At 64.4% G+C, this 25274-nt stretch carries 22 protein-coding genes and 3 tRNA genes; 3 read left to right on the top strand and 22 right to left on the bottom strand.

Annotation, left to right across the window (positions count from 1 at the left end; genetic code table 11):
• Positions 1–67: 67 nt before the first annotated feature.
• From nusA to K5K93_RS18700, 22 genes are all read right to left on the bottom strand, one after another.
• The gene (gene nusA / locus K5K93_RS18805; protein WP_093820594.1) at positions 68–1579 is read right to left on the bottom strand and encodes a transcription termination factor NusA; all 1512 of its coding nucleotides are present in this window, start codon (positions 1577–1579) and stop codon (positions 68–70) included.
• A 4-nt stretch (positions 1580–1583) separates the two neighbouring features.
• A complete protein-coding gene (rimP, locus tag K5K93_RS18800) occupies positions 1584–2174 on the bottom strand; it encodes a ribosome maturation factor RimP (RefSeq protein WP_093820596.1) in 591 nt (196 codons plus the stop codon).
• Positions 2175–2575: 401 nt separating this feature from the next.
• Positions 2576–2652: transfer RNA gene (locus tag K5K93_RS18795), tRNA-Met, on the bottom strand.
• Positions 2653–2736: 84 nt separating this feature from the next.
• A tRNA-Met gene (locus tag K5K93_RS18790) sits at positions 2737–2813 on the bottom strand.
• Between the two features lie 128 nt (positions 2814–2941).
• Positions 2942–4402 (bottom strand): NADH-quinone oxidoreductase subunit NuoN, encoded by a 1461-nt coding sequence (gene nuoN / locus K5K93_RS18785; protein ID WP_093820598.1) that lies wholly within the window; start codon positions 4400–4402, stop codon positions 2942–2944.
• A 15-nt stretch (positions 4403–4417) separates the two neighbouring features.
• Positions 4418–5926 (bottom strand): NADH-quinone oxidoreductase subunit M, encoded by a 1509-nt coding sequence (locus K5K93_RS18780; RefSeq protein ID WP_025876221.1) that lies wholly within the window; start codon positions 5924–5926, stop codon positions 4418–4420.
• 23 nt (positions 5927–5949) lie between these two features.
• Positions 5950–8109 (bottom strand): NADH-quinone oxidoreductase subunit L, encoded by a 2160-nt coding sequence (gene nuoL, locus K5K93_RS18775; RefSeq protein WP_222388675.1) that lies wholly within the window; start codon positions 8107–8109, stop codon positions 5950–5952.
• A 7-nt stretch (positions 8110–8116) separates the two neighbouring features.
• Positions 8117–8428: an NADH-quinone oxidoreductase subunit NuoK gene (nuoK, locus tag K5K93_RS18770; protein WP_032951897.1), complete on the bottom strand. Its 312-nt coding sequence runs from the start codon at positions 8426–8428 to the stop codon at positions 8117–8119.
• Positions 8425–9084, bottom strand: coding sequence for an NADH-quinone oxidoreductase subunit J (locus tag K5K93_RS18765; RefSeq protein WP_222388670.1), 660 nt, complete (start codon positions 9082–9084; stop codon positions 8425–8427). Before K5K93_RS18765 ends, nuoK begins: the two co-directional genes overlap by 4 nt.
• Positions 9085–9093: 9 nt before the next feature.
• Positions 9094–9582 carry an NADH-quinone oxidoreductase subunit NuoI gene (gene nuoI, locus K5K93_RS18760; protein WP_005417924.1) on the bottom strand — a complete coding sequence of 163 codons (489 nt, stop codon included), beginning with the start codon at positions 9580–9582 and terminating at the stop codon, positions 9094–9096.
• 3 nt (positions 9583–9585) lie between these two features.
• A complete protein-coding gene (gene nuoH, locus K5K93_RS18755) occupies positions 9586–10680 on the bottom strand; it encodes an NADH-quinone oxidoreductase subunit NuoH (RefSeq protein WP_080148362.1) in 1095 nt (364 codons plus the stop codon).
• Positions 10677–12911 carry an NADH-quinone oxidoreductase subunit NuoG gene (nuoG, locus tag K5K93_RS18750; RefSeq protein WP_222388669.1) on the bottom strand — a complete coding sequence of 745 codons (2235 nt, stop codon included), beginning with the start codon at positions 12909–12911 and terminating at the stop codon, positions 10677–10679. Before nuoG ends, nuoH begins: the two co-directional genes overlap by 4 nt.
• Positions 12908–14248 carry an NADH-quinone oxidoreductase subunit NuoF gene (gene nuoF, locus K5K93_RS18745; RefSeq protein WP_025876206.1) on the bottom strand — a complete coding sequence of 447 codons (1341 nt, stop codon included), beginning with the start codon at positions 14246–14248 and terminating at the stop codon, positions 12908–12910. Before nuoF ends, nuoG begins: the two co-directional genes overlap by 4 nt.
• 4 nt (positions 14249–14252) lie before the next feature.
• A complete protein-coding gene (gene nuoE, locus K5K93_RS18740) occupies positions 14253–14780 on the bottom strand; it encodes an NADH-quinone oxidoreductase subunit NuoE (protein ID WP_025876204.1) in 528 nt (175 codons plus the stop codon).
• Between the two features lie 97 nt (positions 14781–14877).
• On the bottom strand, positions 14878–16185 hold the full coding sequence (locus tag K5K93_RS18735) for an NADH-quinone oxidoreductase subunit D (protein WP_049465988.1): 1308 nt from the start codon (positions 16183–16185) through the stop codon (positions 14878–14880).
• Positions 16182–16928 (bottom strand): NADH-quinone oxidoreductase subunit C, encoded by a 747-nt coding sequence (locus K5K93_RS18730; RefSeq protein ID WP_222388668.1) that lies wholly within the window; start codon positions 16926–16928, stop codon positions 16182–16184. Before K5K93_RS18730 ends, K5K93_RS18735 begins: the two co-directional genes overlap by 4 nt.
• Before the next feature lie 33 nt (positions 16929–16961).
• Complete coding sequence (locus K5K93_RS18725; RefSeq protein WP_025876198.1) at positions 16962–17516, bottom strand: NADH-quinone oxidoreductase subunit B; 555 nt, start codon at positions 17514–17516, stop codon at positions 16962–16964.
• The gene (locus K5K93_RS18720; RefSeq protein WP_005414075.1) at positions 17507–17863 is read right to left on the bottom strand and encodes an NADH-quinone oxidoreductase subunit A; all 357 of its coding nucleotides are present in this window, start codon (positions 17861–17863) and stop codon (positions 17507–17509) included. The genes K5K93_RS18725 and K5K93_RS18720 overlap by 10 nt, the downstream gene beginning before the upstream one ends.
• A gap of 112 nt (positions 17864–17975) precedes the next feature.
• Positions 17976–18060 (bottom strand) — tRNA-Leu (locus K5K93_RS18715).
• 51 nt (positions 18061–18111) lie between these two features.
• Positions 18112–18549, bottom strand: coding sequence for a preprotein translocase subunit SecG (secG, locus tag K5K93_RS18710; RefSeq protein WP_025876192.1), 438 nt, complete (start codon positions 18547–18549; stop codon positions 18112–18114).
• 50 nt (positions 18550–18599) lie between these two features.
• Entirely contained in the window at positions 18600–19355 is a 756-nt protein-coding gene (tpiA, locus tag K5K93_RS18705) for a triose-phosphate isomerase (protein WP_140226407.1), read from the bottom strand.
• An 834-nt stretch (positions 19356–20189) separates the two neighbouring features.
• Positions 20190–21167 (bottom strand): 2-oxoglutarate and iron-dependent oxygenase domain-containing protein, encoded by a 978-nt coding sequence (locus K5K93_RS18700; protein ID WP_222388667.1) that lies wholly within the window; start codon positions 21165–21167, stop codon positions 20190–20192.
• Between the two features lie 154 nt (positions 21168–21321).
• On the opposite strand from K5K93_RS18700, the gene K5K93_RS18695 reads away from it, so the two are divergent.
• From K5K93_RS18695 to K5K93_RS18685, 3 genes are read left to right on the top strand one after another with little or no spacing between them, the layout of a single operon-like run.
• The gene (locus K5K93_RS18695) at positions 21322–23205 is read left to right on the top strand and encodes a DUF3413 domain-containing protein (RefSeq protein WP_222388666.1); all 1884 of its coding nucleotides are present in this window, start codon (positions 21322–21324) and stop codon (positions 23203–23205) included.
• Positions 23206–23225: 20 nt separating this feature from the next.
• Positions 23226–24365, top strand: a complete 1140-nt coding sequence (locus K5K93_RS18690; RefSeq protein WP_222388665.1) for a glycosyltransferase family 4 protein — start codon at positions 23226–23228, stop codon at positions 24363–24365.
• Positions 24358–25215: a polysaccharide deacetylase family protein gene (locus K5K93_RS18685; RefSeq protein ID WP_222388664.1), complete on the top strand. Its 858-nt coding sequence runs from the start codon at positions 24358–24360 to the stop codon at positions 25213–25215. Before K5K93_RS18690 ends, K5K93_RS18685 begins: the two co-directional genes overlap by 8 nt.
• The last annotated feature ends 59 nt before the right edge of the window (positions 25216–25274 follow it).

The following is a 25274-nucleotide window of genomic DNA, read 5'->3' as shown; positions in this document are numbered from 1 at the left end:
CCCCCCGCATCTGGAGGTGGCGCGGATTCTACGCCCTGATCGGCTCAGGGCCCTGTTCATTGCCGGCTCATTCGCCGCGTTCCAGTCGGGCGATTTCCTCGGCACGCGCGGCCAGGATCAGCGCCGCGGCGCGCTCCTGGTCCAGCCCTTCGATGCCGAAGTCCATGACCTCGTCGGCGGCCAGGTCGGACAAGTCCTCGCTGGTACGCACGCCGTGGCCGGCCAACGCATATGCGGTGGCTTCGTCCATGCCCTTCAGGGACAGCAGGTCCTGCGCCGGCTGGCCGTCCTCCAGGCCTTCCTCGACTGCCAGGGCCTCATTGAGCAGCGCATCGCGGGCACGTGCGCGCAGCTCTTCGACGATGTCTTCGTCGAAACCTTCCACGGCCAGCAGTTCGCCGACCGGTACATATGCGATTTCCTCGACCGTGCCGAAGCCTTCGCTGACCAGGATGCCAGCGATTTCCTCGTCCACTTCCAGCTTGTCCATGAACAGCTGGCGGGCCGAAGCCTGCTCGGCTTCCGACTTGGCGGTCACCTGGTCCTGGGTCATCACGTTGAGCTGCCAGCCGGTCAGGCGGCTGGCCAGGCGCACGTTCTGGCCACCCTTGCCGATCGCCTGGGCCAAGCGGTCTTCGGCAACGGCCAGGTCCATCGAATGCTTGTCTTCATCGACGATGATCGACTGCACCTCGGCCGGCGCCATCGCATTGATGACGAAGTTGGCCGGGTTCTCGTTCCACAGGACGATATCCACGCGCTCGCCATTGAGCTCGTTGGACACGGCCTGCACGCGCGAACCACGCATGCCGATGCAGGCGCCGATCGGATCGGTGCGCTGGTCGTGGGCGAGCACGGCGATCTTGGCGCGGTCGCCCGGATCGCGGGCGCAGGCCTTGATTTCCACTAGGCCCTGGCCGACTTCCGGCACTTCCAGCTTGAACAGCTCGATCATGAATTCCGGTGCGGCGCGGCTGATGAACAGCTGCGGGCCACGCGGCTCCGAACGCACTTCGGCCAGGTAGCCGCGGACGCGGTCGCCGGCACGCAGCACGTCACGCGGAATGCCCTTGTCCTTCGGAATGAAGCCTTCGGCGTTACCGCCCAGGTCGACATAGATGTTGCCGCGCTCGGCGCGCTTGACCACACCGGTGATCAGCTCACCGACGCGATCGGCCCAGGCATCGACCACCTGCTGGCGCTCGGCTTCGCGCACGCGCTGCACGATCACCTGCTTGGCGGCCTGGGCGGCGATGCGACCGAAGTCGGGGTTCTCGATCTGCTCTTCGATGTAATCGCCGACATCCACGCCTTCGGCTTCGTCGATGGCGTCCATCAGGCGGATCTGGCGATCCGGCGATTCCATCACTACGTCGTCGGCCACCACTTCCCAGCGGCGGAAGGTTTCGTAGTTGCCATCCTTGTGGTCGATGACCACGCGGGTCAGCACTTCCTCGTCGGGATAGCGCTTCTTCGCTGCCGAGGCCAGGGCGGCCTCGATGGCATCGAAGATCACTTCACGCGGCACGCCCTTCTCGTTGGCGACCGCGTCCACTACCAGCAACAGTTCCTTGCTCATTGGCTCACTCCGCGCGCGGCTTCTTTGCCGCCGGCTCGTTGGAAGAAGAATTCTTGTTCGGCTTCGGACGCTTCGGCGCCGGACCGGTCGGCTTGCTCGGGGCCAGCCCCAGCGCCACCCAGTCAGGCATGATCCGCGCCTTGTCGATGTTGTCGGCCGACACCACCAGTGCGGCGTTGTCGACAATGAAGGTGATGCTGCCCTGCGCCTCGTCGACCGCTTCGATGCGACCCTGCAGGCGACGACGGTTTTCCTGCGGCAGCTTCAGGGTGACCTTGGCCGATTCGCCGAGGTGACGACCGAACTGCTCCAGGTTGAACAGCGGGCGATCCACGCCCGGCGAAGACACTTCCAGCGTGTAATTGCCGCTGATCGGGTCTTCGACGTCCATCTGTGCGGACACTTCGCGGCTTACCCGCTCACAGTCGTCCACATTGATGATGCGCTCCGGCTGTTCCGCCAGCGGCACGTCGATGTAAAGGCGAAGGGTCGCACCGCCGGGGGCCGGCAGATACTCAACGCCCAGCAGCTCCAGGCCCAGCGACACAACGGTCGGGGCGAGCAGATTCGCGATGTCGGTTGCCTTGTCGCTCACAGCCTGCCTTGATCTCTTGGTTGGGTGCCGGCCGTGGCCAGCATGGAAACATGACGCCCCGAAAACGACGAAGGGCCCGCTGGGCCCCTTTTCCGGAAAGACTCCGGTGACTGGATTCCGGTTGCAGCGCGCTGAACAAGCGTGCTGCGGCCCTCCTTCCGGGTGGATCTCCGATGGGGAGTGCCGCCGTCAGGGGTACTTCTAGGCCGCTGATGATAGCCCCTGCACCGCTCTGGTGCAAGGCTGCGGCCGTCCTGGAACCGTCCGCTGCACTCGTCGGGCATGGGCCGGCGCTACCGGGTGACCGCGCGATGGTGGCGCCGCGGCCATGCTCGGCGGATCGGCGGAAGCCGCAAAGAAAAACGCCCTCGAAGCAGAGCTTCGAAGGCGCATTCTTTACTTGGTAGCGGGGGCAGGATTTGAACCTGCGACCTTCGGGTTATGAGCCCGACGAGCTGCCAGACTGCTCCACCCCGCATCAGAAGCGGAATTATGAGGGATAACTTCAAAACCTGCAAGCTTTTCCTCATTCATCGAACTGGTTGGCGCCGATTCGATGTGTTGGTAGCGGGGGCAGGATTTGAACCTGCGACCTTCGGGTTATGAGCCCGACGAGCTGCCAGACTGCTCCACCCCGCACCGGAAGTGTTTGAACTGCTGCCCCACCCTGGCGAGGTAGGCTCTCCGCAACGAAGTTCTGGCTGAACCGCTGCAGTGACAACTCAGGCTGCGCATATTACACGAATCGCGCAGCTTTGTGTCAATTTTTATGCAAGATGCGCAAATGCCTGCTGGCACCAGACCATGATCGGGTTCCAGGCCAGGCCGAGCGCCAGCAGCGCCAGTGCGTTCACGCCCAGCACGACACCCAGCACGCGGTCCTTGCTGCGCGGCATGACCTCGCCCACCGGCTCATCGAAGTACATGACCTTGATGACGCGCAGGTAATAGAAGCAGCCGACCACGGCACACAGCACGCCCAGGATCGCCAGCCACAGCAGGCCGCCATTGATGGCAGCGCCGAGTACGGCCAGCTTGGTCCAGAAGCCGAGGAACGGCGGAATGCCTGCCAGCGACGCCATGATGCACAGCACCAGGCCGGCCATCCACGGATTGCGGGCGTTCAGGCCCTTGAAGTCCTCGATGTTCTCGGCCTCGAAACCGGCACGCGACAGCGCGATGATCGCGCCGAAGGCCGCGGTCGACATGATCGCGTAGGCCAGGGCGTAGAACAGCGCGGCCGCATAGCCCTGCGCACCGCCGCCGGCGATGCCCATCAGCAGGAAGCCGATATGCGAGACGGTGGAGAACGCCAGCATGCGCTTGAGGTTGCTCTGCGCAATGGCCATCAGGTTGCCGATCACCAGCGAGACCGCAGCCAGGCCAGCGATCAGCAGCTGCAGTTCGGTGGACAGCGGGCCCACGCCCATTTCCAGCAGGCGGTAGGCCATGCCGAAAGCGGCAAGCTTCGGCGCCGAGCTGATGAACAGCGCGACCGGCGCCGGGGCACCCTGGTACACGTCGGGCAGCCACATGTGGAACGGTGCGGCACCCAGCTTGAAGGCGACGCCGGCAATCATGAACACCGCGCCGGTGACCAGCAGCACGCGCTCTTCCGAGTGCGGGATGGCGGCCTGGATGGCATCCAGGTGCAGGCTGCCGGTGGCGCCGTAGATCAGCGACATGCCGTACAGCAGCAGGCCCGAGGCCAGCGAGCCGAGCACGATGTACTTCATCGCCGCTTCCGAGGCCAGGCCGTTGTCACGGTTGCTGGCAACCAGTGCGTAGGAGCATAGGGCCAGCAGTTCCAGGCCCAGGTACACCATCAGCAGGCTGCCGGCGGACACCAGGATCATCATGCCGGCGGTGCCGAACAGGATCAGCACCGGAATCTCACCCTGGAACAGCTTGCGCTCGCGCAGGTAGCCCCAGCCGTAGATCAGGGTCAGGCCACTGAGCAGCACGATCCCGGTCTTCATCACGTCCGCGGCGGTATCGCGCACGAACATGCCATGGAAGACCTCCCCCTGCCCGCCCACGCCGGTGGCCAGCATGAACAGCACCACGGCCAGTGCGGCGACCGAGAACAGGTGGGTGACGATCTTGTTCCGTTCGCTGACGAACAGGTCGAGGATCATCAGGGCGAAGGCACTGCCGATCAGCACCAGCTCGGGAGCGAGCGGTGGCAGGTCAGCAGCGGTCAGTGGCAGCAGCGGCGAGGTGGTCATCATCAAATCCTGGAATTACAGCAACTTGCTGGATGCGATCTGCATCGCCAGCTTTGCGATCGAGGGCTCCATCAGGTCGGTCAGCGGCTTGGGGTAGATGCCCAGGGCCAGTACGCCAATGGCGAACACGCCCAGCACCAGCCATTCGCGGCCGTTGATGTCCTTCAGTTCGGCGACGTGGCTGTTGGCCACCTCACCGAAGAAGATGCGCTTGTACAGCCACAGGGTGTAGGCAGCACCGATGATCAGGGTGGTGGCTGCGCCCAGGGCGATCCACGGGTTCCGCTGGAACGCCGACAGGATGACCATGAATTCACCGACGAAACCGCTGGTGCCCGGCAGGCCGGCGTTGGCCATGAAGAACAGCATGGCGAACGTGGCGAACCACGGCATCACGTTGACCACGCCGCCGTAATCGGCGATGCGGCGGCTGTGCATGCGGTCGTACAGCACGCCGACGCAGGAGAACATCGCGCCGGAGACGAAGCCGTGCGAGATCATCTGCACCATCGCACCCTGCAGGCCCAGGCGGGCCGCATCGACGTTGCCGGCTTCACGCACCAGCCACAGGGCGATGAAGGTACCCAGGGTGACAAAGCCCATGTGCGCGATCGACGAATAGGCGATCAGCTTCTTCATGTCGTCCTGCACCAGGGCGACCAGGCCGACGTAGATCACTGCGATCAGCGACAGCGCGATGACCAGCCATGCCCATTCCTGCGAGGCATCAGGAACGATCGGCAGGTTGAAGCGCAGGAAGCCGTAGCCACCGATCTTCAGTGCAATGGCGGCCAGGATCACCGAACCGGCGGTCGGCGCTTCCACGTGTGCGTCCGGCAGCCAGGTATGCACCGGGAACATCGGCACCTTGACCGCGAACGCGATCAGGAAGGCGAAGAAGATCCAGGTCTGTTCCTTGCCCGACAGCTGCAGTGCGTAGAGGTCGGCCAGCTGGAAGCTGCCGCCCTTCATGTACAGGTAGATCAGCGCCACCAGCATCAGCACCGAGCCGAGGAAGGTGTACAGGAAGAACTTCAGTGCGGCGTAGATGCGACGCGGGCCACCCCAGACACCGATGATCAGGAACATCGGGATCAGCATCGCCTCGAAGAACACGTAGAACAGCATCGCGTCCGTGGCGGCGAAGATGCCGACGGTGACACCTTCCAGGATCAGGAAGGCGGCCACGTACTGGTTCACGCGCTTGTCGATCGCGCTCCAGGCGCCGATCAGGGCGAGCACGCTGACCAGCGTGGTGAGCAGGATCAGCGCTACGGCGATGCCGTCCACGCCCAGGTTGTAGCCGATATTGTAGGTCGGGATCCAGGCGTGGGTCTCGACGAACTGCAGCGCGTCGATGCCCGGGTTGTAGCCGCCCAGCAGCGACAGACTCGCCACGAAGGTCAGCACCGCGACGCCCAGCGACGCCCAGCGGGCGGTCTGCGCATCACGGATCGCAAGGATCAGGGCACCGCCGAGGATCGGCAGCCAGATGAGGACACTGAGTAGAGGCCAGTTCGACACGTCTTCTTATTCCGTACAGGTCATCAACGCAGGTAATGCATCAGCACGCCCAGGAGGGCAATCAGGCCGATGATCATCGCGAAGGCGTAGTGATAGAGGAAACCGGATTGGGTACGGCGCAGCACGCTGGCTGCGACGTCCACAACACGTGCCGAGAGATTGACCACGCCGTCGACGATGTTGCTGTCGATCCAGCGCGAGACCTTGCCCAGCTTGACGCTGCCACCGGCAAAGCCATCGATCCACAGCTTGTCGAAGCCGTACTTGTTTTCCAGCACGGACACCACCGGGGCGAAGGTCTTGCGTGCCTTGCCCGACAGGTCCGGCTTCCACAGGTAGAACAACGCAGCCAGCAGGAAGCCTGCCAGGGTCAGCCAGAACGGCGGCAGCATCATGCCGTGCAGCGCGAACGCCACCGGACCATGGAACTCCTCGCCCAGGAAGGCCACGGTGTTCTTGGCCGGATCGTAGAAATCGACGATGCCGGTGAAGAACGTGTTGACCTGGCCCTTGATCGCCGCATGGGCGTGGTGACCGGCCCAGTCGGTGCCGTGCAGCATCGGACCGATGCTGAAGAAACCGATGGCGATCGACGGGATGGCCAGCAGGATCAGCGGCAGCGTCACCACCCACGGCGTTTCATGCGGCTCATGCGGACCGTGGCCATGGCCGTGGTCGTCATGCGGGTCGGCATGATGTGCATCGGCAGCATGGTGGTCGTCATGACCATGACCGTGGTCATCATGCGCGTCGCGGAAGCGTTCCTTGCCGTGGAAGGTCAGGAACAGCAGGCGGAAGCTGTAGAAGCTGGTCACCAGCACGCCACCCAGCACTGCCCAGTAGCCATAGGTGGCCACCCAGCTGTCCTGCATGTGGGCGTGGATCTCGGCGGCCTCGATGATCGTGTCCTTCGAGTAGAAGCCGGAGAAGAACGGCGTGCCGACCAGGGCCAGGGTGCCGATCCACATGGTGATGAAGGTGATCGGCATGTACTTGCGCAGGCCGCCCATCTTACGCATGTCCTGCTCGTGGTGCATCGCGATGATGACCGAGCCGGCACCCAGGAACAGCAGCGCCTTGAAGAAGGCGTGGGTCATCAGGTGGAACACGGCGGCGGAGTACGCCGACACGCCCAGCGCCACGGTCATGTAACCCAGCTGCGACAGCGTGGAGTACGCGACGACACGCTTGATGTCGTTCTGCACGATGCCGATCAGGCCGGTGAAGAACGCGGTGGTGGCACCGATGAACAGGATGAAGTTCAACGCGGTCTGCGACAGCTCGAACAGCGGCGACATGCGGGTGACCATGAAGATACCGGCGGTCACCATCGTCGCGGCGTGGATCAGCGCGGAGATCGGGGTCGGGCCTTCCATCGAATCAGGCAGCCAGACGTGCAGCGGAACCTGGGCCGACTTGCCCATGGCACCGATGAACAGGCCGATGCAGATGACGGTGGCGATCGACCAGATCACCGGCTCGTTCAGCAGCTGCATGCCGAACATGGTGCCGTCCCAGATCTGCAGCTGGGCGCGCGGGTCGGCGAGCATGCCGGCCTGCGAGAACACCTGCGAATAGTCCAGGGTACCGAACACCCACAGCACGCCGGCGATGCCCAGCAGGAAGCCGAAGTCGCCGACGCGGTTGACCAGGAATGCCTTCATGTTGGCGAAGATCGCGGTCGGGCGCTTGAACCAGAAGCCGATCAGCAGGTACGACACCAGGCCCACCGCTTCCCAGCCGAAGAACAGCTGCAGGAAGTTGTTGCTCATCACCAGGGTGAGCATCGAGAAGGTGAACAGCGAGATGTAGCTGAAGAACCGCTGGTAGCCCGGATCGTCCTGCATGTAGCCGATCGTGTAGATGTGGACCAGCAGCGACACGAAGGTCACCACCACCATCATCATCGCGGTCAGCTTGTCGACCATGAAGCCGACGTGGGCCGAGTACTGGCCGACTTCGAAGAACGTGTACAGGTTCTCGTTGAACGGCTGCGCCCCGCCCCACAGCAGCTGGTAGAGCGTGTGCATCGACAGGCCGCAGGCAACGGCGACACCGAGGATGGTGATGGTCTGCGCACCGAAGCGCTTGACCTGGCGACCGAACAGGCCGGCGATGATGCTGCCGAACAGCGGTGCAAGCACCACTGCGATCAACAGACTCTTGGAGAGAGTGATTTCCATCTGTGGATCAGCCCTTCAACGAATCGACTTCGCCGACATTGATCGTGCGGCGTGTACGGAACAGGGTCACCAGGATCGCCAGGCCGATGGCGGCCTCGGCAGCAGCCACGGTCAGGATGAAGAACACGAACAGCTGGCCGGCCGTGTCCCCCAGTTCCCGCGAGAACCCGACGAAATTGATGTTGACCGACAGCAGCATCAACTCGATGGACATCAGCAGGACGATGATGTTCTTGCGGTTGAGGAAGATGCCGGCGAGGCTGATGCAGAACAGCACCGCGCCCAGCGCCAGGATGTGGCCCAGAGTGATCGAGATCATGCCTTGGTCTCCTCGTCGCCCGCGGCCGGCGTGCTGTTGCTGTGGATCTGCGGCTGTTCGGCGTCCATCTTGACCATGCGCAGGCGGTCGTGTGCCTTGACCATGGTCTGCTGCGACGGGTTCTGCGTCTTCAGGCCTTCACGACGGCGCAGGGTCAGCATCACCGCGGCGACCACGGCCACGGTCAGGATGACGGCGGCGAACTCGAACGGCAGCAGGTATTCGGTGAACAGGCTGCGTGCCAGCCAGGTGACATTGGAACTGTCGGCGGCCATCGCGGCGGCATTGTCGGCCGGGAACGGGTTGACCGTCCTGCCCTTCACGCCGATCAGGATCAGCATCTGCACCAACATCGCCACGGCGACGATCAGGCCGACCGGCAGGTAGCGCACCCAGCCTTCACGCAGCTTGTCCGGATCGATGTCGAGCATCATCACCACGAACAGGAACAACACCATCACCGCACCCACGTAGACCAGCACCAGGGCCACGCCGAGGAACTCGGCGCCGACCAGCAGCCACACGCAGGCGATGGAGAAGAAGGTCAGCACCAGGCACAGGACGGCGTGCACGGGGTTGCGCACGCTGATCACCGCACCGGCCGAAACCGTTGCCGCGATGGCGAAGACCCAGAAAGCGATATTTACCCAATCCATCTCTCGACCTCAGCGGTAAGCGGCATCGGCGGCACGACGCTCGGCGATCTCGGATTCGAGACGGTCGCCCAGGGCCAGCAGCTGCGGCTTGGTAACGATGTTTTCGCCACGATTCTCGAAGTGGTACTCGAGGATGTGGGTCTCGACGATCGAGTCCACCGGGCAGCTTTCCTCACAGAAGCCGCAGAAGATGCACTTGAACAGATCGATGTCGTAGCGGGTGGTACGGCGGGTGCCGTCCTCGCGCTTGGCCGAATCGATGGTGATGGCCAATGCCGGGCACACCGCTTCGCACAGCTTGCAGGCGATGCAGCGCTCTTCACCGTTGGGATAACGGCGCAGGGCATGCAGGCCACGGAAGCGCGGCGACTGCGGGAACTTCTCCATCGGGTACATCATCGTGTACTTCGGCTTGAAGCTGTACTTCAGCGTCAGCCAGAGACCGGCCAGCAGTTCGAGCAGCAGCAGGCTCTTGAAGTAATGGGTAATCCTGTTCATCACTTAGACGCCCTTTTGAATCACGCCGAAGAACACCATGACGGCGGTAACCGCGATCCAGAGAATGGTCAGCGGGATGAAGACCTTCCAGCCCAGGCGCATGATCTGGTCATAGCGGAAGCGCGGGAAGCTTGCACGGAACCAGATGTAGGCACTGGCGAAGAAGAAGACCTTGACGAACAGCCACGGCCAGCCGCCCTTCCAGATCCAGTCGATGAACGGCGAGATCTCGCCCGGGTTGACCCAGCCCTGGATCGGGCTCAGCCAGCCGCCGAGGAAGAAGATCGAGATCAGGAAGCTGATCAGGATCATGTTCGCGTACTCGGCCAGGAAGAACAGGGCGAACGCACCGCCGGAATACTCGACCATGTGGCCGGCGACGATTTCCGACTCGCCTTCCACGACGTCGAACGGCGCGCGGTTGGTCTCGGCAACGCCGGACACCCAGTACACGATGAACAGCGGGAACAGCGGCAACAGGAACCAGTCGAAGAAACCGGAGTTGCCGGCCTGGGCCATCACGATGTTGCTGAGATTGAGGCTGCCCGAAGCGATCATCACGCCGACCAGGGCGAAACCCATCGCGATTTCGTAGCTGATCATCTGCGCCGAGGCGCGCATGGCACCCAGGAACGCATACTTCGAGTTGGACGCCCAACCGGCGAGGATGATGCCGTAGATGCCCAACGAGGTCATCGCCAGCAGGTACAGCAGGCCGGCGTTGGCGTTGGACAGCACCAGCTGCGAATCGAAGGGCACCACCGCCCAGGCCGCAAAGGCCGGGGCAAGGGTGATCAGCGGTGCCAGCAGGTAGATCGCCTTGTTGGCGCTGCTCGGCTGGACCACTTCCTTGAACAGCAGCTTGAAGACGTCGGCGAAGGCCTGGAAGATGCCCATGCCCACGTACATCGGGCCGTGGCGGACGTGCATCCAGCCGATCAGCTTGCGTTCCCAGACCACGTAGAAGGCCACCGAGACGATCACCGGAACGGTGATCACCAGGATCTTCAGGATGATCCAGATCAGCGCGCCGATGTCACCCAGGCCAAGCAGCCACTGGTGCAGCGGATCGACCGCGTTAATCAGCAATTCGTTCATGCAGCCACCACCGAAACACGAGCGGCACCCAGCGGCGCGGTTGCGCCGTGGCCCGATTCAATCCAGACCGAACCCGCTGCGACGCGGGCGTCGACCACCACCGGCAGGGTGGCCTTGCCGGCATCGGTGCCGACCTTGGCCATCTGCCCTTCCTGCAGCTGCAGGCGGGCGGCATCGTCAGCGTTGAGCACGATGCGCGGGGCGTTGTTGAGCGGATGCGACTGCAGCGCCGGGGCGCGACGGACCACCGCATCGGTGCGGTAGATCGCAGCGGTCGAGGCCACTTCCATGCCCTCGCCCGCCAGCACCGGCTGTGCCGAAGCGGACACCTGCACGGTCACCGGTGCCAGGCTGGCGCGCAGGCCGGCCAGGTCGATGAATTCGAAACCGGCCACGGCCAGCTCACCGCCGAGCGCACGCAGAACGCGCCAGCCCTCGCGGGCTTCGCCCGGCAGCTTGCCGCCGGCACGCGCCGACTGCTCGCGACCATCGAGGTTGGTCAGGGTCGCGTCGATTTCCGGCAGCGCACCGATCGGCAGGATCACGTCGGCAACGTCGCGGGTCGAGGCGCAGGCGAACTGGCTGAAGGCCACCACCTGTGCGCCGACCAGCGCCTTGCGCGCGGCCGGAGCATCGGCGAAGTCCAGGCCCGGTTCCAGGCCATAGACCACGTAGGCCTTGCGCGGATCGGCCAGCATCGCAGCGACGTCCTTGCCGGCCGGCAGCACGCCGGCGCGGGTCAGGCCGATCGCATTGGCACCCTGCGGGATGCGGCACAGCTTGGCACCGGTGGCGGCGGCGAAATCACGCGCAGCGGCGCGGATCGCGGCAGCCTGCGGATGGTTCTCGGCGATGCCACCGACGATCAGCACCGTATTGGTACCGCCCTGCACCGCCGAACGCAGCTCGGCGTTGGCCAGCGCATCGGCGAACTTCGACGGAGCCACGATCTGCTTGCCGGCAACGCTGAACGCGAAGTCGAAGTCGACCGGGTTGACCACGTGGATCTTCGCGCCGTTCTGGGTCTGCGCCTTGCGCAGGCGGGCGTGCAGCAACGGCAGCTCGTGGCGGATGTTGCTGCCGAGCACGACGATGCGGTCCGCGCCTTCGATCTCGGCCAGCGGCAGGCCGAACACTTCGGCAGTGGCGGCGTCGGAGAAGTCGCGGTTGTTGATGCGGTGGTCGATGTTGGCCGAACCCAGGCCGGTGGCCAGGCGGGCCAGCAGTGCGCCCTCTTCGTTCGACGTCGACGGGTGCACCAGCACGCCCAGGTTGTCGCCCTGGTTGGCCTTGAGGATCCCGGCGGCCGCGGCCAGGCCTTCAGCCCAGCTCACTTCCTTCCACTCGCCATTGACCTTGCGCAGCGGCTTGACCGCACGGTCTTCGCTGTACAGGCCCTGGTGCGAATAACGGTCACGATCGGACAGCCAGCACTCGTTGACCGCCTCGTTGTCGCGCGGCACGGTACGCAGCACTTCGCCGCGACGCACGTGCAGGAACAGGTTCGAGCCCATCGCGTCGTGGTAGCCCAGCGATTCGCGCGCGGTCAGTTCCCACGGACGGGCGCGGAACTGGAACACCTTGTTGGTCAGCGCCCCGACCGGGCACACGTCGACGACGTTGCCCGAAAGCTCGGTGGTCAGCGGCTTGCCGTCGTAGGTGCCGATCTGCAGGTTCTCACCGCGGTACATGCCACCCAGTTCATAGGTACCGGCAACGTCGGCGGTGAAGCGGACGCAACGGGTGCACTGGATGCAGCGGGTCATCTCGGTGGCGACCAGCGGGCCCATGTCCTCGTCGGCCACCACGCGCTTGCGCTCGTTGAAGCGGCTGACCGAACGACCGTAGCCCAGCGACACGTCCTGCAGTTCGCACTCGCCGCCCTGATCGCAGATCGGGCAATCCAGCGGGTGGTTGATCAGCAGGAACTCCATCACCGAGCGCTGGAACTTCAGCGCCTTTTCACTGCGGGTGGCGACCTTCATGCCTTCCATCACCGGCGTGGCGCAGGCCGGTGCCGGCTTCGGCGACTTTTCCACATCCACCAGGCACATGCGGCAGTTGGCAGCGATCGGCAGCTTCTCGTGGTAGCAGAAGCGCGGAATCGAAATGCCCGCCTTGTCGGCGGCCTGGATGATCATCGAACCCTTGGGCACGACCAGTGACCTGCCATCGATCTCGATGGTGACGTGGTCCGGTGGCACGCTGGGATTTATGGGTTGCGCGCTCATGCAGCGGCTGCCTCCACCTTCTTGCCGTCAACCATCGAATGACCGTTGACGATGTAGTACTCGAATTCGTCCCAGAACTGGCGCAGGAAGCCCTGGATGGGCCATGCCGCCGCTTCGCCGAACGCACAGATGGTATGGCCTTCGATCTGGCCGGCCACAGTCTTCAACTGGTGCAGGTCTTCCATGGTGGCCTTGCCAGCGACGATGCGCTCCAGCACGCGGTGCATCCAGCCGGTACCTTCGCGGCACGGGGTGCACTGGCCACAGGATTCCTTGTGGAAGAACTGGCTGATGCGGCAGGCGAACTTGACGCAGCAGACGCTGTCATCCAGGACCACGACCGCACCGGAGCCCAGGCCGGAGCCCAGCGCACGGATGGTGTCGTAGTCCATCGGCAGGCCCTTCAGTTCGGCCGCGGTCAGCACCGGCATGGACACGCCGCCCGGGATCGCGCCCTTCAGCTTGCGACCCGGCTTGAGGCCGCCGGCCATTTCCAGCAGGTCGTCGAAGGTGGTGCCCAGCGGCACTTCGAAATTGCCGCCCTTCTGCACGCAGCCGGACACCGAGAAGCACTTCGGGCCGCCATTGGCGGTCAGGCTCAGGCCCTTGAACCACTCCGGACCATTGCGGATGATCGCCGGCACCGAACCGTAGGTTTCGGTGTTGTTGATCGTCGACGGCTTGCCATACAGGCCGAAATTGGCCGGGAACGGCGGCTTGTAGCGCGGCTGGCCCTTCTTGCCTTCCAGCGATTCCATCAGCGCGGTTTCTTCGCCGCAGATGTAGGCGCCGGCACCCAGGGCGCCGTAGATGTCGATATCCACGCCCGAACCCAGCACGTTCTTGCCCAGCCAGCCGTTTGCATAGGCATCGGCCAGGGCCTGCTCGAAGTGCTCGAACGGCTCGTGGTGGAATTCACCGCGCAGGTAGTTGTAGCCCACGGTCGAACCGGTGGCGTAGCAGGCAATCGCCATGCCTTCGACCACCGAATGCGGGTTGTAGCGCAGGATGTCGCGATCCTTGCAGGTGCCCGGCTCGGATTCATCCGAGTTGCAGAGGATGTACTTCTGCACGTTGCCCTTGGGCATGAAGGACCACTTCAGGCCGGTCGGGAAACCTGCGCCGCCGCGGCCGCGCAGGCCCGAGGCCTTGACCATCTCGATGACCTGCTCCGGCGGGATCTTCTCTTCGAGGATCTTGCGCAGGGCAGCGTAGCCACCGGTCTTCAGATAGCTTTCGTACGACCACGGGGTGTCGTAATGCAGGGTGGTGTAGACCACCTGGTGCGGCAGCGGCGCGGGGCCGACCGGACCCTTGGATTCGTGGTGATGTGCCATGCCCTTACTCCAGCCCGTCCAGAAGCTCGTCGACCTTTTCCAGGGTCAGACGCTCATGGTAGTGACCATTGATGACCATCATCGGTGCACCCGCGCAGCCGGCCAGGCACTCTTCCTCGCGCTTGAGGTAGACGCGGCCGTCAGCGGTCGACTGACCGTTCTTGATGCCCAGCTTCTTCTCGCAGTGGCGCACGATGTCTTCGGCGCCATTGAGCCAGCAGCTGATGTTCGTGCAGATGGCCACGTTGTTGCGGCCCACCTTCTCGGTCTCGAACATCGAGTAGAAGCTGGCAACCTCGTAGGCCCACACCGGCGGCAGGTCCAGGTACTTGGCCACGCCGGCGATCAGCTCGTCGGTCAGCCAGCCCTGGTTCTGCTCCTGGGCAGCATGCAGACCCTGCAACACGGCAGAGCGCTTGCGGTCCGGCGGGAACTTGGACAGCCAGTGATCGATGTGAGCGCGGGTTTTGTCGCTCAACACCACCATCGGGTCGACGTCGCGCGCCGCCTCGAAATTACCTGTCGCCTTCATCGGCCGACCTCAGCGAAATGCATAACGTGAAATTGCAGAAACTGCGGCGCCGGCTTGCGCCGGCTGCCTGCAGCGGGCGTTGGCGTGGCGGACGGCATTACCGGTCAACCTCGCCGAACACCAGATCGTAGGTACCGATCATCGCCACCACGTCGGCCAGCATGTGGCCGCGCACGATCGAATCGATCGAGGACAGGTGGGCAAAGCCCGGCGCACGAAGGTGTACGCGGAACGGCTTGTTGGCGCCGTCGGAAACCAGGTAGCAGCCGAATTCGCCCTTGGGCGCTTCAACCGCGGCGTAGGTCTCGCCGGCCGGCACGCAATAGCCTTCACTGAACAGCTTGAAGTGATGGATCAGCGCTTCCATGTCGTCCTTCATGTCCTCGCGCTTGGGCGGAGCGACCTTGAAGTTCTTGACCATGACCGGGCCGGGGTTGGCCTTCAGCCATGCCACGCACTGCTTGATGATGCGGTTGGACTGACGCATTTCGGCAACGCGGCACAGGTAGCGATCGTAGCAATCGCCTTCCTTGCCCAGCGGGATGTCGAAATCGACGGCATCGTACTTCGCATAGGGGCGCTTCTTGCGCAGATCCCAGGCGACGCCCGAGCCACGCAGCATCACGCCGGTCATGCCCCACTGGTGGGCCAGCTCCGGGGTGACCACGCCGATGCCGACGGTACGCTGCTTCCAGATACGGTTGTCGGTCAGCAGGGTCTCGTATTCGTCGACACGGCCCGGGAACTCATTGGTGAAGTTCTCCAGGAAGTCCAGCAGCGAACCTTCGCGCGAGGCGTTGAGGTTCTTCAGGGCCTTGCCCTTGTGCCAGCGCGATTCCTTGTACTTCGGCATGTGGTCCGGCAGATCGCGGTAGACACCGCCCGGACGGTAGTACGCCGCGTGCATGCGCGCACCGGAGACCGCTTCGTAGCAGTCCATCAGCTCTTCGCGCTCGCGGAAGGCGTACAGCATCACCGCCATCGCACCCAGATCGAGTGCATTGGAACCCAGCCACATCAGGTGGTTCAGGATGCGGGTGATCTCGTCGAACATCGTGCGGATGTACTGCGCACGCTCCGGCGCCTCGATGCCCATCAGGGTCTCGATCGAGCGCACGTAGGCGTGCTCGTTGCACATCATCGACACGTAATCCAGACGATCCATGTAGCCGATCGACTGGTTGAAGGGCTTGGACTCGGCCAGCTTCTCGGTGCCCCGGTGCAGCAGACCCACGTGCGGGTCGGCACGCATGATGGTCTCGCCGTCCATCTCCAGGATCAGGCGCAGCACACCGTGCGCGGCCGGATGCTGCGGGCCGAAGTTCATGGTGTAGTTGCGGATTTCCTGCCGGCTTTCGGCAGCGTTGCTGGCGAATGCTTCGCCGGCCTGGTGTACGTGACTCACTTCACTGCCTCCTGCGAGCGCTCGCCGGCAGCGGTCTGCAGGCGGGCGTCGTCGCGGATCACGCGCGGCACGCCGACGCGCGGCTCCACCGAGGTGACCGGTTCGTAGATGACACGCTTCTTTTCTTCGTCGTAGCGGACTTCGACGTTGCCGATCAGCGGGAAGTCCTTGCGGAACGGATGGCCGACGAAACCGTAGTCGGTCAGGATCCGGCGCAGGTCCGGGTGACCTTCGAAGATCACGCCATACAGATCGAACGCTTCACGCTCAAACCAGTTCAGGCCCGGCCAGATACTGGTCAGCGAGGACACCACCGGCAGCGCTTCGTCAGGCGCGAAGCAGCGCAGGTGCATCATCAGGTTGTGCTGGTACGAACGCAGCTGTGCGACCACGGCAAAGCGCTGGGTCGGCATGTGCTGCGGACGGGCACCGTCGGCGCTCTCTTCGCTGGGGAATTCGCCCCAGGCGAAGCGGCCCTGGGCCTTGCCCTCGACACCGCGGCTGAAGCCCTGCGAGGACACGTCGGCGGTGTCCCATTCGTCGGAGCCATAACCGAGGTAATCGACGCCGCAGAGGTCCACGGCCTGCTCGAAACCAAACTCGTCACGCAGCGCGAGGGCGGTGGCGTGCCACTCAGCGGCAGGCACTTCCAGCGTCACTTCGCCGCGGGGTTCGACCACGATGATCTTCGCACCAGCGAAACGTGCGGAGAGTCGGTCGATGAAGGATGCTTGCTCTGCCATGGGGGCTTGGCGCGCTCTTGTCAGGTGAAGGGGTCAGCGGGCGATGGTCTGTGTACGCCAGATCTTCTTCTGCAGCTGCAGGATCCCGTACACCAGCGCCTCGGCGGTCGGCGGGCAGCCCGGGACGTAGACGTCCACCGGCACCACGCGATCACAGCCGCGCACCACAGAATAGGAATAGTGGTAGTAACCACCGCCATTGGCGCAGCTGCCCATGGAGATCACCCACTTGGGGTCGGGCATCTGGTCATAGACCTTGCGCAGCGCCGGGGCCATTTTGTTGACCAGGGTGCCGGCGACGATCATCACGTCGGACTGGCGCGGCGACGGGCGGAACACCACACCGTAGCGGTCAAGGTCCAGGCGCGCCGCACCTGCGTGCATCATTTCGACCGCACAGCAGGCCAGACCGAAGGTCATGGGCCACATCGAGCCGGTGCGTGCCCAGTTCAGCAGCGCATCGACGCTGGTGGTGACAAAGCCCTTTTCCAGCAGCGGGTTGTCGCCTTCCGGCCGCAGGATGTCGTCAACCCGCCCTTCCGGGACAGGATTGGTCATCAGGCCATCGAGAGTCTGAATCACTCCCATTCCAGCGCTCCCTTCTTCCAGACATAGATGAAACCGAGGAACAGCATGCCGACGAACAGACCCATGGTGACGAGCGAACGCGCGCCAAGCTCCATGAAGACCTGCGTCCACGGCACGATGAAGATGATTTCCAGGTCGAAGACGATGAACTGGATCGCGATCAGGTAGTAGCGCACGTCGAACTTCATACGCGCGTCTTCGAAGGCTTCGAAGCCGCACTCGTACGGCGACAGCTTTTCCAGATCGGGGCGGCGGGGACCGAGGAATCGACCAACCAGCATCAGCGTAATGCCGATACCGGTGGCAACGATCAGAAACAGCAGAGACGGCAAATATTCGGCCAGCACAGCGATTCTCTCTTGCCTCTGCCGCTGCGCCTGCAGGCGCTTTGGCATGGGGGAGTGGACGGGAAGCTGCCTGGCGCCTTGCGCGCCAGACCAACCCGCTTTACTTACTAAATGGTGCCCAAGAGGGGACTCGAACCCCTACGACCTAAGTCGCTACCACCTCAAGGTAGTGCGTCTACCAATTCCGCCACCTGGGCAAACGATCACATCAGACTATCTTCCCGATGCGCCGCGTATTGTAACCGGCTTCAGTCTTTCTGGGAGCCTTCCGAAGGCTTTTCTTCACCAGAAACCGAAGATTCCGCCTGAGCCGGCACAGTTGCGGCCGGAACCGGGGCGGCCGGGACCGCATCGGCCTTCGGAACGGCCGGCAATTCGCCCGCCGGAGCGGCCGGAGCGCTGGCCGCCGGGGCGGACATCAGACCCAGATCCTGATCAGCGGCCGGGCGGTTGCCATGGCCGGCGTACCAGGCCATGAAGAGGCTGATGCCGAAGAACACCACGGCCAGCCACTTGGTCGACTTGGACAGGAAGTTGGACGCGCCACGCGCGCCGAACACGGTCCCCGAGGCGCCAGCGCCAAAGCCCGAACCTGCCGCCGCACCCGAGCCACGCTGCATCAGGATCAGCGCGACCATGGCCACGGCAACCAGCACGTAGACGACATTGAGGATCAACATCAGCATTGGAAATCCGCCCTCGGACTAGAGTGCCGGCGACTAGCCGGCAACCGTAACTAATTGTTTGCCGCCGCCTCTGCGATGGCCAGGAAGTCGGCGGCCACCAGGGAGGCACCACCAACCAGCCCACCATCGACATCCGGCTGCGCGAACAGTTCCCCGGCATTGTCGGGCTTCACGCTACCGCCGTAAACAATGGGCAGTGAATCAGCAATTCTAGCATCGATGCGCGCGACTTCGCCACGAATGAACGCGTGCACCTGCTGCGCCTGCTCCTTGGTTGCGGTACGGCCGGTTCCGATCGCCCAGACCGGCTCATAGGCGACCACGGCATTGGCGAAGCCTTCGGCCCCGACAAGCTCGAGCACCGGGGCCAGCTGGCTGGCAATGACCGCCTCGGTCTGCCCGGCCTCGCGCTGCTCAAGGGTTTCACCGACGCACAGCACCGGCACCAGGCCGGCATGCAGGGCGGCGGCGAACTTGCGCGCGACCAGCTCGCTGCTCTCGTTATGGTACTGGCGGCGCTCGGAGTGGCCGACCAAGCCGTAGCGGGCGCCCACCTCGTGCAGCATGGCCGCACAGACCTCACCGGTGTAGGCGCCCTTCTCGTTGCTGCTGACGTCCTGTGCACCAAAGGCCAGGCCGGTCTCGCCGAAGTCTTCGACCAGCTCACCCAGGTAGGGCATCGGCGGCAGGATGACCACCTCCACCCCGCTCTTTGGCAGCCCGGCAGCGACCTGCCCCAGCAGTTCGGTGGCGAATTGACGGCTGCCGTGCAGCTTCCAGTTTCCAGCGACGATCTTGCGGCGCATGAGCGGGTGGCTCCTGTGTGAACTCAGCCGCCCATGATACCTGCTGCGGCAAAAAACCGTTTCCGTGTAAGCGGTTACATGGATTTTCAGCCAACGGCGCAGCCCCTCGTGGCGGGTTTAGGTTGGTCGCGGAGAGCCCCGGGTGGATTTGCGGGGTTGGCCGGGCGGGTGGGACTGCGCAGGGGTCGCTGCAAGTCCCCCTCCGGGGCCCGGCCCAGCCGCTGGCGGCTGTGCGTTCGGGCGCTTGCGAAGCAGTGCTTCGCAGGCAAAGCGCCCTCACCCCTGTAAGCTCGTAGGCGCCATCCATGGCGCCTGCGCCCCTGCGCAGCCGACCCGGCCGGCCCCTGACACATTCCGGCGGTTCCGCCCGCCACGGAAAGAAAAAAGAAGATCAAAAGCAAAAAGCAAAAGCAAAAGCGAAAGCGAAAGCGAAAGCGAAAGCGAAAGCAGAGCTTCAACTCCTCCCTGCCTCGAGACCTGACAGATCTCATCCACGCATGGCGTGGATCTACCAGACGCAGCCGAACCGTCGTGCCGCCGCCAGATGTAATCCAACCGTCACCGGGAAACTGTCGAAGGCGGGGCGGTGTGGGTTGGCAGGACCGTTGGAGCCCCCATGGACGGGTTTACGGCGTGTCCTGCCAGCCCACACCGCCCCGCCCAACCCACAGAAACCCAGAGCCGCTTTGGCTTTGGCTTTGGCTTTGGCTTTGGCTTTGGCCTCTGCGGGCGCAGGGTGCAGGGTGCAACCCTGCCGAAACCCCTCCGCTGCGCTCGCCGGGCATGGCCCGGCGCTACCCGTAACAAGAAGACCGCCTTTCGGCGGCCTTCTTGTTACTTCAGCTTGATCTCGCGCAGGCGCTCTTCGAGGAAGCCGTGCGCGGTGATCGGTTCCGGGTACCGGCTCGGGTTCTCCTCGGTGACGCACGAAGGCAGCACGTCGATCAGGAAATCCGGGTTCGGGTGCAGGAAGAACGGCACCGAATAGCGCGGCTGGCGGGCCAGCTCACCCGGGGGATTGACCACCCGGTGGATGGTCGACGGATACACGTGGTTGGTCAGGCGCTGCAGCATGTCGCCGATGTTGACCACGATGGTGTCCGCGTCCGAGGTGAACGGCACCCAGTTCCCGTCATGCGACTGCACTTCCAGGCCTGCCGCGCTGGCACCGACCAGCAGCGTGATGAAGTTGATGTCGCCATGCGCACCGGCGCGCACGTTCGGAATGTCGTCGGTGGTGATCGGCGGGTAATGGATCGGGCGCAGGATCGAATTGCCGAAATTGGTCTTGTCGGCGAAGAAGTGCTCCGGCAGGCCGATGTGCAGGGCCAGGGCCGAAAGCACGCGCGACCCCAGGTTGTCCAACGCCTGGTACAGGCCGTAACCACGCTCACGGAAGCCCTCGACCTCGGACGGCCACAGATTGGGCGCCATTACGTCCCGGTACTTGGAGTCGTCGGCGATCTCGCGGCCGATGTGCCAGAACTCCTTCAGGTCGAAGTGCTTGGAGCCCTTGGCGGTCTCCACACCGAACGGGGTATAGCCACGGGCGCCGCCGCTGCCAGCCACGTGGTACTTCCGCTTGGTCTCATCCGGCAGTGCGAAGAAGGCCTTGAAGACGTCGTAGGCCGCATCGATGTCGGCCTGCGGAATGCCGTGGTTGCGGATGCCGGCAAACCCCCATTGGCGATATGCCGCCCCCAGCTCGGCCACGAAGGCGTCGCGGTCACTGTCGAAACGGGTGATGTCGAGGGTGGGGATCTGGCTCACAGCGGTTCCTGGCTTGTCGTTGAGTCGGTACGGGCCCGCCATGTCATGGCGACCGATCTGAACATTGTGACAGATAGATCGGGGCATGCCACCGACACACTGAAACAAACCGATACAATGCGCCACCCGCGCGCGGTTTAACGACTTCGTCACGCCGGGAAACGCCCTTGCCGCCCACTTGAACCCGCCCCCCTCCATGGTCGCCGCCCCGCCCGACGCCACCACCGCCGCTCTTCCCGGGCCCGCCCGACGCTGGCGCAGGCTGGCGTGGTGGTCGCTGTTCATCGCGGCCAATGCCGTGCTGGCCGCGCTCATCGCGCTGGGCAACGTGCCGCTGCGCGACAACCCTGGCGGCACACTCGGCCTGGCCTACCTGGCATTCGCCCTGCCCGGCCACCTGCTCGCGTTCGGTGCCCTGGCCGGCCTGCTGCCGCTGGCCATCGGCCTGTGGCCGCGCAGCGCGCGCGCGTTGAGCGTCTCGGCGGTGATCTGCCAGGGCCTGTGGCTGTGCCTGCTGCTGGTGGATGCCAAGGTCTTCGCGCTGTATCGCTTCCACCTCAACGCGATGGTCGCCAACATGGTGTTCGGCGGCGCCCTGCAGGATCAGGTCAGCCTGTCCTGGAAGACCTGGCTGCAAGTGGCGGTTCTGGTATCGGCGATCTTCGCCGCGCAGGGCCTGCTGGCCTGGGCGTGCTGGAAGCTGCTGCCTGCAGCGCCACGGCGGCGGCGGGTACTGCAGGCCTGGGCGGTGGTTGCCCTGCTGATGGGCGGCGGCCAGGTCGCCACTGCCTACTACGACGCGCTCGGCGAGCGCGCAGTGATCAGCCAATGGAACTACCTGCCATGGGCGCAGCCGATCACCGCCAAGAGCGCGATGCGTCGCTTCGGCGTGGTCAGCCAGCACCAGGTCGGCCTGCCCGATCCGCGCCATGCCCAGCTCAACTATCCGTTGCAGCCCCTGCGCTGCCAGAGCCACCAGCGGCCGAACGTGCTGATGGTGGTACTGGAGTCGTTGCGCCATGACGTGCTCACCGCGCAGTTCATGCCCAACGTGTCGCAACTGGCCCGTTCCTCGCGGGTGTACGAACATCATTTCAGCACCGGCAACGCCACCCGCTATGGTCTGTTCGGGCTGCTTTACGGCCTGCCGGGTGGCTATTGGCCGAGCATGCTCGACGAGCAGCGCGGCTCGCAGTTGTTCAAGGTGCTGGGACAGCAGGGCTATGACCTGCATCTGTATGGCAGCGCGCCGCTGTACAGCCCGGAGTTCGATCGCACCGCGTTCGCCGATGTCCGCGACCAGTTGCACCAGGGGCCGTCCGAACTGACCTCCGATGGCCGCGATGCCGCCATCGTCGCTGGACTGCAGAAGGACATCCGCGCCAGCCAGGCTGCGCAGCGCCCGTGGTTTGGTTTCGTGTTCCTCGATTCCACCCACGCGCCCTACCACATGCCGGCCGGCTATCGGCCGCTCGCCACGCCGATGGCCGATGCCATCGATTTCCTCAAGTTCGGCCCCGGGCACGATCCAACGCCGGAATTGAACCGTTATCACACCGCGGTGCATTACGCCGACAGCCTGATTGGATCGCTGCTGGACGACCTGCGCGCGCAGGGGCTGGAGCAGGACACGATCGTGCTGGTGACCGGTGACCACGCCGAGGAATTCAACGACCTCAAGCTGAACTACTGGGGCCACAACGGCAACTTCTCCAACTACCAGCTGCAGGTGCCCTTCGTGCTGCATTGGCCCGGCCAGGGTGGCGGCCGCGACGCGCGGATCAGTTCGCATGAAGACTGGGTGCCGACGCTGATGCGCCACGGCCTGGGCTGCGAGAACGCATTGACCGACTACAGCACCGGCCACGACCTGCTGGCTGCACCGACCGGCAAGCGTGCGCTGGTGGTGGAAAGCTGGTCGCAGCGCGCAGTACGCAATGGCGAGGCGATCTACGTGTTCGACAAATTCGGCAACGCCACCGCGCTCGATGCGCGCTACCGCCCCCTGCCGCAACAGACCCCCGACGCCGCCAGCATCCGCGCGGCATGGGAAGCGCTGACGCGCTTCCGCAACCGCTGAACCGAAGGACCGATCCACGCATGAACCGTCCGCTGCGCATCCTGCATACCGAAGCCGCCAAAGGCATGGGTGGGCAGGAGATCTATATTTTCCGCCACATGCAGGTGATGCGCGCGCGCGGCCATCATGTCGCCCTGCTGTGCCAGCCGGATGCGCGCCTGGCCACGCGCGCGCGCGACGATGGCTTCACCGTGCATACGCTGCGCATGGGTGGCATGGCCCGGCTGCTGCGCGGCATCTGGTCGGTGTCACGGCTGGTCCGCCGCGAGCGCTACGACGTGGTCAACACCACCAGCCGTCGCGATGCGTTGATCGCCGCGGCCGGTGCACGCCTGGGCGGTACGCCGCTGGTGGTGCGCTCACGCCACCTGATGAGCCCGGTGAATTCATTGCTGACCTATACCGGCCTGCCGCACCGGGTCATCACGGTGAGCAACTTCGTCAAGCAACTGCTGGCCGACCGTGGCATTCCCGCCGATCACATCGGTATCGTGCCGCCGATGGCGCTTGCGCCAACCGACGCCACGCATGAGCCCTCCTGGCAGGCGTTGCAGGAGACGCGCGCACGCGTGCGCGCCGAGCTCGGATTCGAGGAACAGGACATCGTCGTAGGCTGCGTGGCCGTGCTGCGCGAACCCAAGGGCCACGCCGAGCTGCTGCAGGCCATGGTGCCGCTGTGCAAAGCCAACCCGCACCTGCATCTGGTAGTGGTCGGCGATGGCCAGGCCGTGATGCAGCGCCTGCAGGCCACCTGCGCCGAACACGATCTGCAGCGCCAGGTCCATCTGCTGGGCTTCCGCAGCGATGCCAGCCAGCTGATGCCCGGCTTTGACATCTTCGCCCTGGCCACCCACAAGGAAGCATCGGGCACGGTCTTCCTGGAAGCGGCACAGGCGGGCCTGCCGATCGTGTCGCATCGGGTCGGCGGCGTGCCTGAAATGCTGGTGGAAGGCAGCAATGCCATCCTCACCCGGCTTGGCGACAGCGCTGCCCTCACCGGCGCGCTGCGGCTGCTGGTGGATGATCCCGAGCGCCGCCGGCAGATGGGACGTTCCGGCTGGGACTGGATCCGCAGCGCCACGCGTTTCAGCCCCGAAGGCCACGCTGAAGCCACCGAACACTATTACCACCAATGGATGAAGGAGCTGGGTCATGGCTAATGCCAGAACCGTACCGGTGCTGATGCATCATCACGTCAGCAACTCGCCCGGCATGATCACGGTGTCGCCGGAGAATTTCGAAAGCCAGATCGCCTGGCTGGCGCGCACCGGCTGGACCTCGTTGACGCTGGACCAGTACGCCGGCTTCCTGGCAGGCAAGCCGGTGCCGCGCAAGTCGATCGTGATCACCTTCGATGATGGCTACCTGGACAACTGGGTCTACGCCCATCCGATCCTGCAGAAGTACGGCATGCACGCGGTGGTGTTCGTGGTGACCGGCTGGCTGCACGAGGGCCCGATACGCCCACATGCCGGCATCGCCGGCGCCACGCTGCCGGAAACGCCCGAGCATCGCGCCTGCGAAGACCTGATCTACAAGCAGGGCCGCAGCGATGAGGTGATGATGCGCTGGAGCGAAGCACGTGCGGCCATCGAGGCAGGCACCTTCGAGATCCATTGCCATACCCACACCCACACGCGCTGGCTGCGCCGCCAGGACCTGGATCGCGCCCAGCGCCGCGCCGGCATCAGTGGCGACCTGTCGATGGCCAAGGAAGTGCTGCTGGAGAAGCTGGGCGAAGTGTCCGACACCCTGTGCTGGCCATACGGCGATTTCGACCAGGACTACATCGAAGTGGCGCGTGAGCAGGGGTTCCGCTACCTGCATACCACCCATCCGTTCGGCCGCAACGTGGTAGGCGGCGATCCCGAGCGCATCTACCGCTTCGCCATCCGCAACCGGCCGGCAAGCTGGCTGCGCAAGCGTATCGCGTGGAGCTACAACCCGCTGATCGCACCGCTGTTCAACGGCTTCAAGGCACGGCAGAAGAAGATGGTGCCGGGGCCGTGATGGCGCTGCCAGCACTGGGCTGACACAGCTTCGGCAAGGAAGCTCCCACTGAGTGGAAG

Origin of the sequence: Stenotrophomonas sp. DR822, assembly GCF_019793815.1 — a bacterium.
GTDB classification, from domain to species: domain Bacteria; phylum Pseudomonadota; class Gammaproteobacteria; order Xanthomonadales; family Xanthomonadaceae; genus Stenotrophomonas; species Stenotrophomonas indicatrix.
This window is presented reverse-complemented; position numbering and strand designations above follow the sequence as displayed.